Raw genomic sequence first — 13,966 nt, forward strand, 5'->3', positions numbered from 1 at the left:
AGAAGAAGCTGCAGCGTGAGGGCGTGTATCGCGAGATGAAGCTGCGCCGTCACTATGAGAAGCCCTCGGAAAAGCGCGCCCGCGAAAAGGCCGCCGCCGTGCGCCGCGCCCGCAAGCTGGAGCGCAAGCGCGCCGAGCGTGACGGCGTCCGTTAAGGACTGCCGTTACCGGGACGGTCGATCGATCGTCCCGTTCTTCTGCTGAAAACATCACCCGCACCAATCCGCGAGGCATAGCGCATGTCCACCACGGCCGTTCCCCTTCGTCCTATCGCCAGGGGGTCGCTGACGCGTCTCTGGGTGGGCATCGCCGCGGTCGCTCTGGCCGCTGGTGGCCTGGCCTGGGCCGGGCAGCAGGGCGTGAAGCCCTCGTCCGCCAGTTTCCTTGCGCATAATGGCGGCGAGGACGGCGTGGTGACGACCGAATCGGGCCTGCAATACAAGGTGCTGGAGGAAGGCGCCGGTCCCAGCCCGACGGCGGCCGACGTGGCGCTGGTGGGCTATAAGGGCACGCTGCTCGACGGCACGGTGTTCGACGAGAATCCGCAGACCGCCATGCCGGTGGACGGCGTGGTTCCCGGCTTCTCCGAAGGCCTGCAGAAGATGAAGAAGGGCGGCAAGTACCGCCTGTGGATTCCGCCGCAGCTCGGCTATGGCGAGCAGGCGGCGGGGCCGATCCCGGCCAATTCGGTGCTGGTGTTCGACGTCCAGCTGCATGATTTCAAGTCGAAGGCGGAGATCATGCGCATGCAGCAGATGATGCAGCAGCAGGGCGCGATGCCGCAGGGCATGCCGGGTCACTGAGTTCGGTCACGGTCGAAAAGCAAAGAGGGTCGGGATTTCCCGGCCCTTTTCCTATCCGGCCACGGGAACCGCGGCGGCCCTGCCGGCTCCGGCCTCCAGCGCTTTCGATCGTTCGTGCAGATAGACCTTGATCATCGCGACGATCGGATCGGCCAGGAACAGTCCCATAATGCCGAACAGCGCGCCGAAGAGAATCTGCGCCGCCAGAACCAGGGCAGGGGCGAGGTCGGTGGCCCGCTTGGCGACCATTGGCACGATCAGATAGCCGTCGACAATCTGTACCACCAGATAGACGCCAAAGGCATAGAGCCCCGCATCGGGGCCAGCGGAAAAGCCGACCAGCACGATCAACAGGCCCGAAATGATCGACCCGATGTTGGGCAGGAAGGCGAAGATGCCGGTCAATATCCCCAGCAGCCCCGCCATCGGCACGCCGCCTGCCCAGAGCAGCAGCCAGGTTCCCACGCCCTCTACTGCCATGCCGATCAACCGCCCGAACATCAGCCGCCGCAGGGTCCAGCCCATCCTGCCGGCGATGGTGTAGAAGCGCTCCCGCTTGTCCATCGGCAGCATCCAGGCGACGCCGCGCTCGTAAAGCTTGGGTTCGATCGCAATGAAGATGGCGAGTACCAGCATCATGACGCCGCTCGTGATCGCGCCGACCATCGTGCCGACCGCCGCCGTCACCCGGCCAAGCGAACTCATCGCCTGTTGGGCCAGGCTTTTGAAATCCTCGGGCGTGGTGGTGACACCCAATTGTTGCAGCCAATGGCCGATGCGGTTGACCTGCGTTTCGACGATGACCCGCATCCCCTGCGCCTGCGCCGCCAGGCTCGATCCGGTCAGGTAGAAGGTATAGATCAGGAAGCCGAGCGCTGCGACCAGCACGATGGCCAGCCGCCATCCGCGTCCGATCGGTACTGCCCGGCCCAGCAGCCGCGTCCCGCCATCCATCATGGTCGTCAGTACCAGCGCGCCCATGATCAGCATGATCGGCTGGGCCAGCAGCACGATCAGCGCGATGGCAATGCCCATGGCGAACCACACGCCAGCGCGCTTGACTTCATGCTGGACCAGCGGGTTGCGCAATTCGCTGGGACCGGGTTCCTCGATGTGGATTTTTGTCCCGCTCAACCCAAGCCCCTATCCGCAAAGCTTATTTCGGTGGAGTAACGCTCGCGGGTCGCAGGCTGTTCCCCGCCCGCCCGTTGCGGAAGGCGTGCAGCCAGCTCAACGGGTTCCAGGACGAATCGCCGTCGAGCGAAAAGGTGATGAACTCCGCCCGGCCGCCGATCGCCTCCCACGGGACCGGCCCACCCAGCCCGTTTTCCTCCAGCGGCGCGCGGCTGTCGGCGCTGTTGTCGCGATTATCGCCCATCAGGAAGACATGGTCGGCCGGAATGCGCACCGGCCCGTACCAGTCGAGCGTGCTGGGCCCCATGTCGATCGTGACATAGGTCCTGCCGTTGGGCAGGGTTTCCTGCCGCACCGGCAACTCGCACCAGCTCTTGCCGTTCGCGTCCGTCACCAGCGCGCCGGGGAACTGCATCGGCGGGCACGGGGCATTGCCGTCCACGGCCAGGCGAATCGGCTTTAGCACCTTTTGTGGCACGGGCACGCCGTTCAGCACGACCTGCCCCCCGCGCACCTCCACTATGTCGCCCGGCAGACCGATGACGCGCTTGATATAATCCTCGCGCTTGTTCTGCGGGGAGACGATGACGATGTCGCCCCGTTCCGGCATCCCTCCGAAAATGCGCCCCTTCAGGAACGGCAGCGGATGGAAGCTGGGCGAGACATAAGACCAGCCATAGGGGAATTTGCTCACCACCAGCCGGTCGCCCTTCAGCAGCACCGGCATCATCGATTCGCTGGGAATATAGAAGGGCTTGGCAACGAAGCTGTGGAAAGCGAGCACCGCCAGAATGAGCAGCGTGATGCTCTTGGCCTCTTGCCACCAGTTTACCGATGCCTTTTCCGGTTCGGACGTCGGCTTGCTCGGTTGTTCGGAGGGGACGGAATCATTTTCGGTCATGTCGGCTGCCGTCATGGGAGGATTTCCGGCTGAAGGGGGCTGGGCTTATAACGGCAGAACTTCGATGATGACAAAGGCTTGCGCCCATGGATGATCATCGGTCAGCGTCAGGTGAACGACAGATCGATGGCCCGCCGGGACAAGCGATTCCAGCTGGGCCAGCGCGCCGCCGGCCAGCGCCAGCGTCGGCGCGCCCCCGGGGCGGTTGACGACGCCGATATCCTTCATGAACACGCCCTTGTTGAAGCCGGTGCCGACGGCTTTCGAAAAGGCCTCCTTGGCGGCAAAGCGCTTGGCGAGGGTGCCGGCCTTGGTGAAGGGGCGCTTGTTGGCCTTGGCCCGTTCGACATCGGTGAACACCCGATTCTCGAATCGCTCGCCGAAGCGGTCGAGCGAATTCTGGATTCGCTCGATATTGCACAGGTCGGAGCCCAGGCCGACGATCAACGCGCCAGATCCATCTGCCGCCGCATCTCGCGGATGCTGCTTTCCAATCCGCCGAAGATCGCCTCTCCGATCAGGAAATGGCCGATATTGAGTTCGGCGATCTGCGGAATGGCGGCGATCGGCCCGACATTGTCGAAAGTCAGGCCATGCCCCGCATGGGGCTCTATACCGTTCTTCGCCGCAAGTGCCGCCGCATCGGCCAGACGGCGTAGTTCCTCGGCCCGCTCCTTTCCTGTCAGATGAGCATAGCGCCCAGTGTGCAGTTCCACCACCGGTGCGCCGAGACGGATGGCGGCTTCGATCTGCGCTGTGTCCGGTTCGATGAACAGGCTGACGCGCACGCCTGCCTCATTGAGCGCGCCGACGATCGGCCGCAGCGCCTCGATCTGCCCGGCCGCATCCAGCCCACCCTCGGTCGTCCGTTCCTCACGCTTTTCCGGCACGATACAGGCGGCGCAGGGACGATGCCTGAGTGCTATGCCCAGCATTTCCTGCGTCGCCGCCATTTCCAGATTGAGCGGCACGGTCAACGCGGCCATCAGGGTTGCGATATCTTCATCGCGGATGTGCCGCCGATCCTCGCGCAGATGCGCGGTGATGCCGTCGGCGCCGGCCTTGACCGCCAGCAGCGCGGCCTTGACCGGGTCGGGATGCCCTCCCCCCCGTGCGTTGCGGATGGTCGCCACATGATCGATGTTGACGCCCAGACGCAGATGAACGGAGGGATGCGGCATTGGTCCTACTGCTTCCGGCTGCCGGGCTTGGCCGCCGGGATCGCGGCCAGTTCAGGCGGGATCTGGTCGGCGTCATAGACCGGGAAATTGATGCTGACGAGCGGGTAGAAGGGCACCCCAAGCTCCACCTCGCCGGCCGAACGGTCGACCAGCGCGGCTTCGGCGACGACGATGCCGCCTTCAGCCTCGACCGCCTCGATCGCCTGGCGCGAGGACAGGCCGGTGGTCACGACATCCTCGACCATCAACACCTTTTGGCCCGGCGTGATGGAAAAACCGCGGCGCAGTTCGAATGTGCCTTCGGGGCGTTCCAGAAACACGGCGTCCTTGTCGAGCGCGCGGCCCACTTCATGGCCGATGATGAGTCCCCCCATCGCTGGGGATACCACCAGGTCGATTTCCTGCCGCAGTTCGCGCGGCAGTTGCTGCACCATCGCGCGCGCTAGCTTCCCCGCGCGCTCCGCGTTCATCAGGACGCGCGCGCATTGGAGATAATTGGCGCTGCGGCGGCCCGAGGACAGAATGAAATGCCCCTCCAGCAACGCGCCCGCAGCCCTGAATTCCGCTAATACTTCCTCGTCGGTCATCCGTGTCTTCGATCCATTCGCCCATGCCGCCGCTTAGCTGCGGCACGGCATGGCTTTCCCCTCATGAGCCGCCCCATGGTGCGCGGTTGTGCGCGGGGAGCGAGATAGGCGCACCAACTAGGCGTTGCAACAGCGAAGAAAATCTGGTTGTGGAAGCTTGAGGCGTAAAAAAAGATGCTTATAAGCCGCGGCAGACCGACTACGGGCGGGGGGACGTGTATGCGTGTGTCTTCGTTGCAGCGGCGCCAAGGGGTTACGGGGTAAGAAGACGCTATGAACAAGGTGAAATCGCTCGTTCTCGCCGGGTTGTTGGCCTTTGCGCCCACGCTCGTGCTGAACGGTCCGGTGCTGGCCCAGGAGAATGCCGCGGTCGCGGCTCCAGCAGCCGGGAATGAGGTCGGGGCCGCCGATTCGGCTGGCAACGCAGCGGCGCCCGCCGCAGAAGCCGCTCCAGCAGCCAAGGTGGCCGCGCCACCCCGGATGAAGCCCACATTGGGCATCGGCATGCCCATGCCGGGCGAAATCACCCTTCAGAAGCAGTTTTCGCCGACCGGTCACACGGCCCGCTGGCTGCATGACGTGCTGCTGCTGCCGATCATCTTTGCGATCTCGATTCTCGTCCTGATCCTGATGGTGTATGCGATGTGGAAATTTCGCCGCAGCGCCAATCCGACCCCGTCGAAAACCTCGCACAACACGGTGATCGAGGTGATCTGGACGGTGGTGCCGGTGGTGATCTTGCTGGCGATCGCAGTACCGTCGATCGGCCTGCTCGCTGATCAGTACAAGCCTGCGCCCAAGGATGCCGTAACCGTCAAGGTCACGGGATATCAGTGGTATTGGGGTTATGAATATCCCGACAACGCCATTCCGGAATATGTTTCGAACCTGCTGCCCAGGGACAAGGCGGAAGCGAATGGCGAGCCTTATCTGCTGGCGCCCGACAATCGGCTTGTCCTGCCCGCTGGCCGCCCGATCAAGCTGATCATCACCGGCGCCGACGTGATTCACGCCTTCGCGGTGCCGTCGCTCTGGGTGAAGATGGACGCGGTTCCCGGCCGTCTCAATGAAAAGACCTTCACCATCGAAAAGCCGGGGGTCTATTACGGCCAGTGTTCGGAGCTTTGCGGCGCGCGTCACGGCTTCATGCCGATCGCGATCGAGGCGCTGGAACCCGCCCAGTTCGACCAGTGGGTCCTTTCCCAGGGCGGCAAGCTTCGGGGCGCCGCCGCCACGGCCGAGGCGCCTGCGCCCGCCGCCGCCCCCGCCAAGCTTTGATGTAAGGGCATAGACGCCAATGACCACCATTACCGCAGATCATCACGGCGATCATGTGCATGCGCATCATGACGCCGATCACAAGCCGGCCTTCTTCCAGCGTTGGTTCATGTCGACCAACCACAAGGATATCGGCACGCTCTATCTGATCTTCGCGATCATCGCCGGCATCATCGGCGGCGCGATCTCGGGCCTGATGCGCGCTGAACTGGCGCAGCCGGGAATCCAGTATCTCCAGACCTGGGCGCAGTTCAGCGATGGTCCCAGCGCCACGCTCGACCAGGCCTATCACCTCTGGAACGTGCTGATCACGGCCCACGGCCTCATCATGGTGTTCTTCATGGTGATGCCCGCGATGATCGGTGGCTTTGGCAACTGGTTCGTGCCGATCATGATCGGCGCGCCGGACATGGCCTTCCCGCGGATGAACAATATCAGCTTCTGGCTGCTCATCCCGGCCTTCACGCTGCTGCTCGGCTCGACTTTCGTTCCCGGCGGCACCGGGAACGGCGCGGGCACCGGCTGGACGGTCTATGCCCCGCTTTCGACCAGTGGTTCCGCGGGTCCGGCGGTCGACATGGCGATCCTGTCGCTGCATATCGCCGGCGCCAGCTCGATCCTGGGCGCGATCAACTTCATCACCACCATCCTGAACATGCGCGCGCCGGGCATGACCCTGCACAAGATGCCGCTGTTCGTCTGGTCGGTACTGGTTACCGCCTTCCTGCTGCTGCTCGCGCTGCCGGTTCTGGCCGCTGCGATCACCATGCTGCTCACCGACCGCAATTTCGGTACGACCTTCTATGATGCCGCCGGCGGCGGCGATCCGGAGCTGTACCAGCATCTCTTCTGGTTCTTCGGTCACCCTGAAGTGTACATCATGATTTTGCCGGGCTTCGGCATCATCAGCCAGATCGTCTCGACCTTCAGCCGCAAGCCGGTCTTCGGCTATCTCGGCATGGCTTATGCCATGGTCGCGATCGGCGTGGTCGGCTTCGTCGTCTGGGCGCACCACATGTTCACCACCGGCATGTCGGTGAATGTGAAGATGTACTTCACCGCCGCGACGATGGTCATCGCCGTGCCGACCGGCATTAAGATTTTCTCCTGGATCGCGACGATCTGGGGCGGTTCGATCAGCTACAAGACCCCGATGGTCTGGGCGCTCGGTTTCATCTTCCTGTTCACGGTAGGTGGTGTGACCGGCGTCGTGCTGGCCAATGGCGGCGTCGACGATGTTCTGCACGACACTTATTATGTCGTGGCGCACTTCCACTATGTGCTGTCGCTGGGCGCGGTGTTCGGCCTGTTCGCGGGCTTCTACTACTGGTTTCCGAAAATGTCGGGCCGCATGTATAACGAGTTCCTTGGCCACCTGCATTTTTGGGTGTTCTTTGTCGGCGTTAACATGCTGTTCTTCCCGATGCATTTTCTGGGCCTCAGCGGCATGCCGCGTCGCTATCCGGACTATCCTGAAGCCTTCGCTTACTGGAACAAGGTCGCCAGCCATGGCTATGAGATCATGGCGGCTGGCATGCTGATCTTCTTCGTCAATCTTGTCTGGTCGCTGGTCGCCGGCAAGAAGGCGGAGGGCAACCCCTGGGGCGAAGGCGCCACCACGCTCGAATGGACGCTGCCCAGCCCGCCGCCGTTCCACCAGTTCGAAACGCTGCCAGTCATCGACTGATCGCAGCCACGCGCATTCCGGTTTGTCGGAATGCCGGGATTGGCGTAAAGGCCGCCAGTTCCCGGAAGCAGGGCAATCCCGGCGCGTCATCGTGCCGGGATGCCACATGAGGAGTATATGGCAAGTTCGCCGATCATGTCCGAAGGTTCGGCTCCTGTGATTCCCGCGCATTGGCGGGATTTCGTCGCGCTGACCAAGCCCCGGGTGATGACGCTGGTCGTCTTCACCGGACTTTGTGGCCTGCTCGCGGCGCCTGGTCATATTCATGCCGTACTGGCCTTCACGGCGATTCTCTGCATCGCGGTGGGAGCGGGGGCGGCGGCCACGCTCAACCAGTGGTATGAGGTGGATATCGACGCGAAAATGAAGCGCACGGCGAATCGGCCGCTGCCCGCGGGCCGGATGGACCGGCAGTCCGCGTTGCATTTCGGGGTCGGGCTGTCCTTCTTCTCCGTGCTTCTCATGGGGGTTGCGACCAACTGGCTGGCGGCCGCCGTGCTGGCGGTGTCGATTCTATTTTACCTCTTCGTCTACACCATTTGGCTCAAGCCCCGGACGGCGCAGAATATCGTGATCGGGGGCGCGGCAGGTGCTTTCCCGCCGGTGATCGGCTGGGCGGCAGTGACGGGCGACATCAGTGCATTACCGGTCGCGCTGTTCATGTTGATCTTCTTCTGGACGCCTCCGCATTTCTGGGCGCTCGCCCTCTTCGTGAAGACGGACTATGCCGCTGCGGGTATCCCCATGCTGCCGGTTGTTTCCGGGGAAGTCGTGACACGCCGCCAGATCTGGTTCTACACCGCAGTCATGGCGGTGGCGGCCATGGCGCCGGTGCTCCTGCGCCTGACGGGTCCGATCTACGGCACGGCCGCATTGCTCGGCACGGTGATTTTCGCGATTCTGGCTTTTCATGTCCTGCGTCGGCGGGAGAGCGATCCTGCCCGGATGGCTCCTGAAAAGCGGCTGTTCAAATATTCGATCCTCTATCTTTTCCTGCTCTTCGGCGCGGTGGTCATTGACCGGTGGGTGTACGCATGACTCCTGATGAAGAAAGGCAAATCCGCGGCCGGCAAAAATCCCGCGCGATTGTGACGGGCGTGTTGTTGGGCGCTTTGGTCATCCTCTTTTACGCCATCACCATTGCGAAGATCAGCGGGGGGCATTGATGGCGAGCCTTCCTCCTTCTCCCTTCGACCGGGATCGCCGCAATCGGCGGACCATGGTCGGGATGGCGGGCGTCGGGCTGGCCATGCTGGGCCTGGGCTTTGCCTCGGTGCCTCTCTATCGGATTTTCTGCGAACAGACCGGCTTTGGCGGCACCACGAAGCGCGCCGCCGCCGATGTGCAGGTGAAAGAGGCGGTCGGGCATCGCATTTCAATCCGCTTCGATTCCAATGTCTCGCCGGGCATGCCGTGGCAATTCTATCCCGAACGCCATACCCAGACAGTGACGATCGGTGCCCGCACCATGGCGATCTTCATCGCGAAGAACATGTCGGACAAGCCGGTCACCGGCACTGCCAGCTTCAACGTCACGCCTCTCCAGGCCGGGGCTTATTTCACCAAGATTCAATGTTTCTGCTTCACCCAGCAAACCCTTCAGCCGGGGCAGCAGGTCCGCATGCCGGTGATCTATTATGTCGATCCGAAGATATTGACGGATGCCGACAATAAGGACACGCAGGAAATCACGCTGAGCTACACCTTCTATCCTGTTGAGCAGGATAAAAAGCCAAGCTAAGGCAACAATCATAACGCGAACGGGGATGAGAACGTCATGGCAGGCGCCAAGAACCACGATTATCATATTCTTCCGCCCAGCATCTGGCCCTTTTTCGGCTCTATGTCGGCGCTGGTCATGGCTTTCGGCGCGATCATGTGGCTGCATCCCGATGCGATGCCCGGCGGTGGCGGCTGGGTTTTCCTGATCGGCGTCGCGGGCGTACTGTTCACCATGTACAGCTGGTGGGCCAATGTCATCGCCGAAGCTCATGCCGGCGATCATACGCCGGTGGTGCAACTGCATCTGCGCTATGGCATGATCCTGTTCATCGCGTCTGAAGTCATGTTTTTCGTGGGCTGGTTCTGGTCCTTCTTCGACTTCTCGCTTTTCCCCAGCCAGTTGGCGCCGATCGAGGGGCTGTTCCCCTCCAAGGGCATCGAGGTGATGAACGCCTTCGAACTGCCGCTGCTCAATACGCTGATCCTGCTCTGCTCAGGCACCACTGTCACATGGGCGCATCACGCGCTGATCCACGGCGACCGCGAGGGGCTGAAAAAGGGTCTGACGCTGACGGTGATCCTGGGCGTGCTCTTCTCCTCGATTCAGGCTTATGAATATGCCCATGCGCCGTTCCCCTTCGGCGGCAGCCCCTATAGCTCGGCCTTCTACATGGCGACCGGCTTCCATGGCTTCCACGTTCTGATCGGCACCATCTTCCTGCTGGTCAACCTGATACGCGCGCATAAGGGCGATTTCACCCCGCGCCAGCATTTCGGTTTCGAAGCCGCGGCCTGGTATTGGCATTTCGTCGACGTGGTGTGGCTGTTCCTCTTTGTCGTCATCTATGTCTGGGGTGGTTGGGGCGCGCCGGTCCACGGCGGCTGACCTTAAGCATCGCTGATGATTTTCGCGGAAACGGCCGGAGCAGATCCGGCCGTTTTCTTTTTCAGGAGCCCGGCCTATGTCTGAAGCCATGCCCCCGCCCGATCGCCGCCACTCTGCGTCTCAGTCATTGCTGGTAGCGGCGTTCCGGGGCGCTTGCCCACAATGTGGCGCGCCGGCGCTGTTTTCGGGGTCGGTCCGCTTCGCGCCGTCGTGCAACTCCTGTGGGCTCGATTATGGGCAGTTCAATGTGGGCGATGGTCCCGCAGCGTTTCTGACCTTGATCATTGGAGCGGTCATGGTGGCGGTGGCACTGGTGCTGGAGTTGAAGGCTCATCCTCCGCTATGGGTGCACATCCTGCTCTGGACGCCGCTGACGGTGGCTGCCGTGGTGGGAAGCCTGCGCGGGGCCAAGGGCGCGCTGCTGATCCTTGAATATCGCAACAAGGCGCGCGAGGGACGACTGATCCGGCAGGATGGCCAATGAGCCGGCGCCTACCTCTCCTGCCCACGCTGATCGTTGCGGCGGCAGTGCTGGTGATGATCGGTCTTGGCGTCTGGCAGCTTCAACGCCGGGTGGAAAAGAACGCGATGCTGGCACTGGTGGCGTCGAATCCCGCCAAGCCTCCGGTGGCTTTCCCCAACCATCCGCCGGTGCCGCCCGAATTGCTGTTTCGCCGTTCCTCGGCTTATTGCCTGCGGGTGGTCCGCTGGCACAGCGAAGCGGGACGCGCGACCGACGGGTCGGTCGGCTATCGCTATATCGCCGAATGCGCGACGGGGGCGGAAGGGCCGGGCGTGCTGGTCGCGGCGGGCGTCGCGCGGACCCCGGACGCGACGCCGCAATGGCAGGGCGGGCAGATGCGTGGCTGGATCGGTGAGGAGCCTGACCATCGTTCGCTTTTGACCCGGATCAGCGGCAAGGCTGTCCCGCTGCGGCCGATGTTGATCGCCGGAGAGGCTGTGCCGGGCCTGAAACCGCTGGCGCCGCCGACTGCCGCGGACGTACCGAACAACCATCTCGCTTATGCCGGGCAGTGGTTCTTCTTCGCCGCGATCGCTGTCATCATCTATCTCCTGGCGTTGCGTAAACGGGCACCGCTGCCTTAAAAGCTTGCTCGAAGCCGCGTCCAGCGCTACCGGGCTACCCCATCATGCAATATGTGAGCACCAGGGGGAGCGCGCCCGCGCTCGGGTTTGAGGATGTGACGCTGGCTGGGCTGGCGTCCGATGGCGGACTCTATGTGCCGGCAAGCTGGCCTAGCTTTTCCGCCGATGACATTCGCGCGCTGTCGGGCCTGTCCTATGTCGAAACCGCCGTACGGGTCATGGCGCCGTTCGTCGCCGGGTCGCTTGGCGAAGAGGAACTGCGCGAGTTGTGCACCGCGGCCTATGGCCGGTTCAGCCATGATGCCGTGACGCCGCTGGTGCAGCTCGACCATCGGCACTGGCTGCTTGAACTGTTCCATGGCCCGACATTGGCGTTCAAGGACGTCGCGCTGCAATTGCTCGGCCAGTTGTTCGAGCGGTTCCTGTCGCGGCGTGACGATCACCTGACCATCGTCGGCGCGACCTCCGGCGACACCGGGTCCGCGGCGATCGATGCCGTGGCGGGCCGGGCGAAGATCGACATCTTCATGCTGCATCCCGAAGGCCGAGTGTCGGATGTTCAGCGCCGCCAGATGACCACGGTGCTGGCGCCCAATGTTCACAATATCGCGATCGACGGCAGCTTCGATGACGCCCAGGCGCTGGTGAAGGCGATGTTCAACGATGCGGATTTTTCGCGTCGGTTCAATGTTTCGGCCGTCAACAGCATCAACTGGGCGCGGCTGATGGCGCAGGTGGTCTATTATTTCTACGCCGCCGTCCGTCTGGGCGCGCCGGAGCGGGCCATTGCCTTCTCCGTGCCGACCGGCAATTTCGGCGATGTGTTCGCGGGCTATGTCGCGGCGAAGATGGGCCTGCCCGTTGCCAAGCTGATGGTTGCCACCAATGTCAACGACATCCTCCATCGCGCGCTGGCGGACGGCGACTACAGCCAGGGGCAGGTGGTGGCGACCGCTACGCCCAGCATGGACATACAGGTCAGTTCGAACTTCGAACGCCTGCTGTTCGATGCGGGCGGCCGGGATGGCAAGGCGCTGGCCGAGCAGATGAAGGGTTTCGAGGCGAGCAGGGCGATGCGCCTGACGAATGCACAGCGGGAGGGGGCGTCGGCGCTCTTTACCTCCGCCCGGGTCGATGCCGACGCCATGACCATGGCGATGCGCTGGGCTTTCGACGCGGCGGGGCAGGTGATCGATCCGCACAGCGCGGTCGGTCTGGCAGCAGCGCGATCGATCGATCTTGATCCGTCCGTGCCTGTCGTCACGCTGGCGACGGCCCATGCCGCGAAGTTCCCCACTGCGGTCGAACGCGCTACGGGCCTTCGTCCCTCGCTGCCTTCGCGCGTGGGCGATCTGTTCGCGCGGCAAGAGGCCTATGCCAAGCTGCCCGGCACTTTCGAGGCGATCACCGCCTATGTCGCGGAGCGGGCGACGCCGAGGGCCTGAGGGGTGGACCTTCAGACCCTGACTGGCGAACCCTGGGACGATTATGGCCTGATCGATTCGGGTCATGGGCGGAAGCTGGAGCGTTATGGCCGCTTCCGTTTCATCCGGCCCGAACCGCAGGCGATGTGGGCACCCGCGCGCGACGACTGGCAGGCGGACGGAGAATTCATTCCCGGTTCGGATGAGGAAGGTGGCGGCCGCTGGTTTTATGAGCGGCCCGTTCCTGCCGAAGGCTGGCCGTTGCGCTGGAACGAAGTGACGTTTCAGTCGAGCTGCACGCCGTTCCGTCATCTCGGTTTCTTTCCCGACATGGCGCCGGTCTGGGACTGGATGCGCGGCAAGATCGTGGACAAGGCTGAGGCGCAGGTCATGAACCTGTTCGGCTATACTGGTGTCGGCACGCTCGCCACGGCAGCGGCGGGTGCGCAGATGGTGCATGTCGATGCTTCCAGGAAATCGGTGGCGCAGGCGCGGGCCAATGCGGCGCTGTCCGGGCTGGAGGACCGCCCGGTGCGCTGGATCGTCGACGATGCCGCCAAATTCGTCGCGCGCGAAGTGCGGCGTGGGCGGCGCTATGACGGCATATTGCTCGATCCGCCCAAATATGGGCGTGGGCCGGATGGCGAGGTCTGGCGGCTGGAGGAAGACCTTCCCGGCCTGATTGCCAACTGCCGCCAGCTGCTGGATGCGGACAGCCGGTTTCTGTTCCTCACCGTCTATGCCGTGCGCATGTCGGCGCTGGCGATCGGGGAATTGCTGAAACAGGCCTTTGCCGATCTGCCGGGCGCGGTGGAAGCGGGCGAGCTGGCGGTGCGCGAAGAGGCGCGGGGGCTGTCACTGCCGACCGCGATCTGGGCGCGATGGAGCCGGTGATTCGATTCCGGCGATAGGATTTGGGTGACATAGGTGACACGATGCTGGGTGTCCGGAGCGATGTCCGGTCGGATGGAGCCGTCTGACGATCAGGAAATCGCGGCAGAACAGGTGGCCCGCTTTTTCATGGCTTTCAAGGTGTCTGACGGTTCAAAGAGCTGGTCTGTCCTAGAGCGTTTTCCAAGCGAATAGAATCATCCGCTGGTTCGGAAAACGCGGTGGAACAAAAGTCTAGAGCAGCCGAGCCGATGCTATCGGATCGGAATCTGCTCTAGCGCGGGCGGGGGTGTGTAGGACAGGGGTTTTTGGCCATTTGTAGCCGTTCAACAGTTCGTCATTCCCGCGAAAGCGGGAACCCATCT

General features: G+C 63.2%; 16 protein-coding genes. 11 read left to right on the plus strand and 5 right to left on the minus strand.

Annotated features, from left to right (window positions below; translation table 11 throughout):
• Together rpsU and RUH75_RS21585 are read left to right on the plus strand one after the other, a co-directional pair.
• Nucleotides 1-155 (plus strand): 30S ribosomal protein S21 (rpsU, locus tag RUH75_RS21580; protein WP_313809268.1); only part of this gene is annotated, 155 nt, incomplete at its 5' end.
• 84 nt (nt 156-239) lie between these two features.
• Nucleotides 240-803: an FKBP-type peptidyl-prolyl cis-trans isomerase gene (locus tag RUH75_RS21585; protein ID WP_313809253.1), complete on the plus strand. Its 564-nt coding sequence runs from the start codon at nt 240-242 to the stop codon at nt 801-803.
• A 51-nt stretch (nt 804-854) separates the two neighbouring features.
• Here the strand turns inward: RUH75_RS21585 and RUH75_RS21590 are convergent, their stop codons facing one another.
• The 5 genes from RUH75_RS21590 to pyrE are packed head-to-tail and all read right to left on the minus strand — an operon-like array spanning nt 855 to nt 4,606.
• A complete protein-coding gene (locus tag RUH75_RS21590; protein WP_313809254.1) occupies nt 855-1,937 on the minus strand; it encodes an AI-2E family transporter in 1,083 nt (360 codons plus the stop codon).
• 22 nt (nt 1,938-1,959) lie between these two features.
• Nucleotides 1,960-2,853, minus strand: a complete 894-nt coding sequence (gene lepB / locus RUH75_RS21595; RefSeq protein WP_313809255.1) for a signal peptidase I — start codon at nt 2,851-2,853, stop codon at nt 1,960-1,962.
• A gap of 30 nt (nt 2,854-2,883) precedes the next feature.
• On the minus strand, nt 2,884-3,285 hold the full coding sequence (gene acpS, locus RUH75_RS21600) for a holo-ACP synthase (protein ID WP_313809256.1): 402 nt from the start codon (nt 3,283-3,285) through the stop codon (nt 2,884-2,886).
• Nucleotides 3,282-4,019 carry a pyridoxine 5'-phosphate synthase gene (locus RUH75_RS21605; protein ID WP_313809257.1) on the minus strand — a complete coding sequence of 246 codons (738 nt, stop codon included), beginning with the start codon at nt 4,017-4,019 and terminating at the stop codon, nt 3,282-3,284. The genes acpS and RUH75_RS21605 overlap by 4 nt, the downstream gene beginning before the upstream one ends.
• Before the next feature lie 5 nt (nt 4,020-4,024).
• Nucleotides 4,025-4,606, minus strand: coding sequence for an orotate phosphoribosyltransferase (pyrE, locus tag RUH75_RS21610; protein ID WP_313809258.1), 582 nt, complete (start codon nt 4,604-4,606; stop codon nt 4,025-4,027).
• A gap of 273 nt (nt 4,607-4,879) precedes the next feature.
• Here pyrE and coxB point away from each other — a divergent pair, with 273 nt between their 5' ends.
• From coxB to RUH75_RS21655, 9 genes are all read left to right on the plus strand, one after another.
• A complete protein-coding gene (gene coxB / locus RUH75_RS21615) occupies nt 4,880-5,884 on the plus strand; it encodes a cytochrome c oxidase subunit II (RefSeq protein WP_313809259.1) in 1,005 nt (334 codons plus the stop codon).
• A 19-nt stretch (nt 5,885-5,903) separates the two neighbouring features.
• Nucleotides 5,904-7,571: a cytochrome c oxidase subunit I gene (gene ctaD / locus RUH75_RS21620; protein ID WP_313809260.1), complete on the plus strand. Its 1,668-nt coding sequence runs from the start codon at nt 5,904-5,906 to the stop codon at nt 7,569-7,571.
• A 117-nt stretch (nt 7,572-7,688) separates the two neighbouring features.
• A complete protein-coding gene (locus tag RUH75_RS21625; protein WP_313809261.1) occupies nt 7,689-8,609 on the plus strand; it encodes a heme o synthase in 921 nt (306 codons plus the stop codon).
• A 127-nt stretch (nt 8,610-8,736) separates the two neighbouring features.
• Nucleotides 8,737-9,312, plus strand: coding sequence for a cytochrome c oxidase assembly protein (locus tag RUH75_RS21630; RefSeq protein ID WP_313809262.1), 576 nt, complete (start codon nt 8,737-8,739; stop codon nt 9,310-9,312).
• 36 nt (nt 9,313-9,348) lie between these two features.
• Nucleotides 9,349-10,179, plus strand: a complete 831-nt coding sequence (locus RUH75_RS21635) for a cytochrome c oxidase subunit 3 (protein ID WP_313809263.1) — start codon at nt 9,349-9,351, stop codon at nt 10,177-10,179.
• A gap of 76 nt (nt 10,180-10,255) precedes the next feature.
• Nucleotides 10,256-10,663, plus strand: a complete 408-nt coding sequence (locus tag RUH75_RS21640) for a DUF983 domain-containing protein (RefSeq protein ID WP_313809264.1) — start codon at nt 10,256-10,258, stop codon at nt 10,661-10,663.
• Nucleotides 10,660-11,286, plus strand: a complete 627-nt coding sequence (locus tag RUH75_RS21645; RefSeq protein ID WP_313809265.1) for an SURF1 family protein — start codon at nt 10,660-10,662, stop codon at nt 11,284-11,286. The genes RUH75_RS21640 and RUH75_RS21645 overlap by 4 nt, the downstream gene beginning before the upstream one ends.
• 44 nt (nt 11,287-11,330) lie before the next feature.
• Nucleotides 11,331-12,731: a threonine synthase gene (gene thrC, locus RUH75_RS21650; protein WP_313809266.1), complete on the plus strand. Its 1,401-nt coding sequence runs from the start codon at nt 11,331-11,333 to the stop codon at nt 12,729-12,731.
• A gap of 3 nt (nt 12,732-12,734) precedes the next feature.
• A complete protein-coding gene (locus tag RUH75_RS21655) occupies nt 12,735-13,604 on the plus strand; it encodes a class I SAM-dependent methyltransferase (RefSeq protein ID WP_313809267.1) in 870 nt (289 codons plus the stop codon).
• Nucleotides 13,605-13,966 lie beyond the last annotated feature (362 nt).

This window comes from Sphingobium sp., assembly GCF_032153725.1.
Lineage (GTDB): Bacteria > Pseudomonadota > Alphaproteobacteria > Sphingomonadales > Sphingomonadaceae > Sphingobium.

Excerpts from the sequence above, each read along its gene's own strand:
- RUH75_RS21585 (WP_313809253.1), top strand. The coding sequence starts at position 240 with ATGTCCACCACGGCCGTTCCCCTTCGTCCTATCGCCAGGGGGTCGCTG.
- lepB (WP_313809255.1), bottom strand. The coding sequence starts at position 2,853 with ATGACGGCAGCCGACATGACCGAAAATGATTCCGTCCCCTCCGAACAA.
- RUH75_RS21605 (WP_313809257.1), bottom strand. The coding sequence starts at position 4,019 with ATGCCGCATCCCTCCGTTCATCTGCGTCTGGGCGTCAACATCGATCAT.
- pyrE (WP_313809258.1), bottom strand. The coding sequence starts at position 4,606 with ATGACCGACGAGGAAGTATTAGCGGAATTCAGGGCTGCGGGCGCGTTG.
- coxB (WP_313809259.1), top strand. The coding sequence starts at position 4,880 with ATGAACAAGGTGAAATCGCTCGTTCTCGCCGGGTTGTTGGCCTTTGCG.
- ctaD (WP_313809260.1), top strand. The coding sequence starts at position 5,904 with ATGACCACCATTACCGCAGATCATCACGGCGATCATGTGCATGCGCAT.
- RUH75_RS21625 (WP_313809261.1), top strand. The coding sequence starts at position 7,689 with ATGGCAAGTTCGCCGATCATGTCCGAAGGTTCGGCTCCTGTGATTCCC.
- RUH75_RS21630 (WP_313809262.1), top strand. The coding sequence starts at position 8,737 with ATGGCGAGCCTTCCTCCTTCTCCCTTCGACCGGGATCGCCGCAATCGG.
- RUH75_RS21635 (WP_313809263.1), top strand. The coding sequence starts at position 9,349 with ATGGCAGGCGCCAAGAACCACGATTATCATATTCTTCCGCCCAGCATC.
- RUH75_RS21640 (WP_313809264.1), top strand. The coding sequence starts at position 10,256 with ATGTCTGAAGCCATGCCCCCGCCCGATCGCCGCCACTCTGCGTCTCAG.
- RUH75_RS21645 (WP_313809265.1), top strand. The coding sequence starts at position 10,660 with ATGAGCCGGCGCCTACCTCTCCTGCCCACGCTGATCGTTGCGGCGGCA.
- thrC (WP_313809266.1), top strand. The coding sequence starts at position 11,331 with ATGCAATATGTGAGCACCAGGGGGAGCGCGCCCGCGCTCGGGTTTGAG.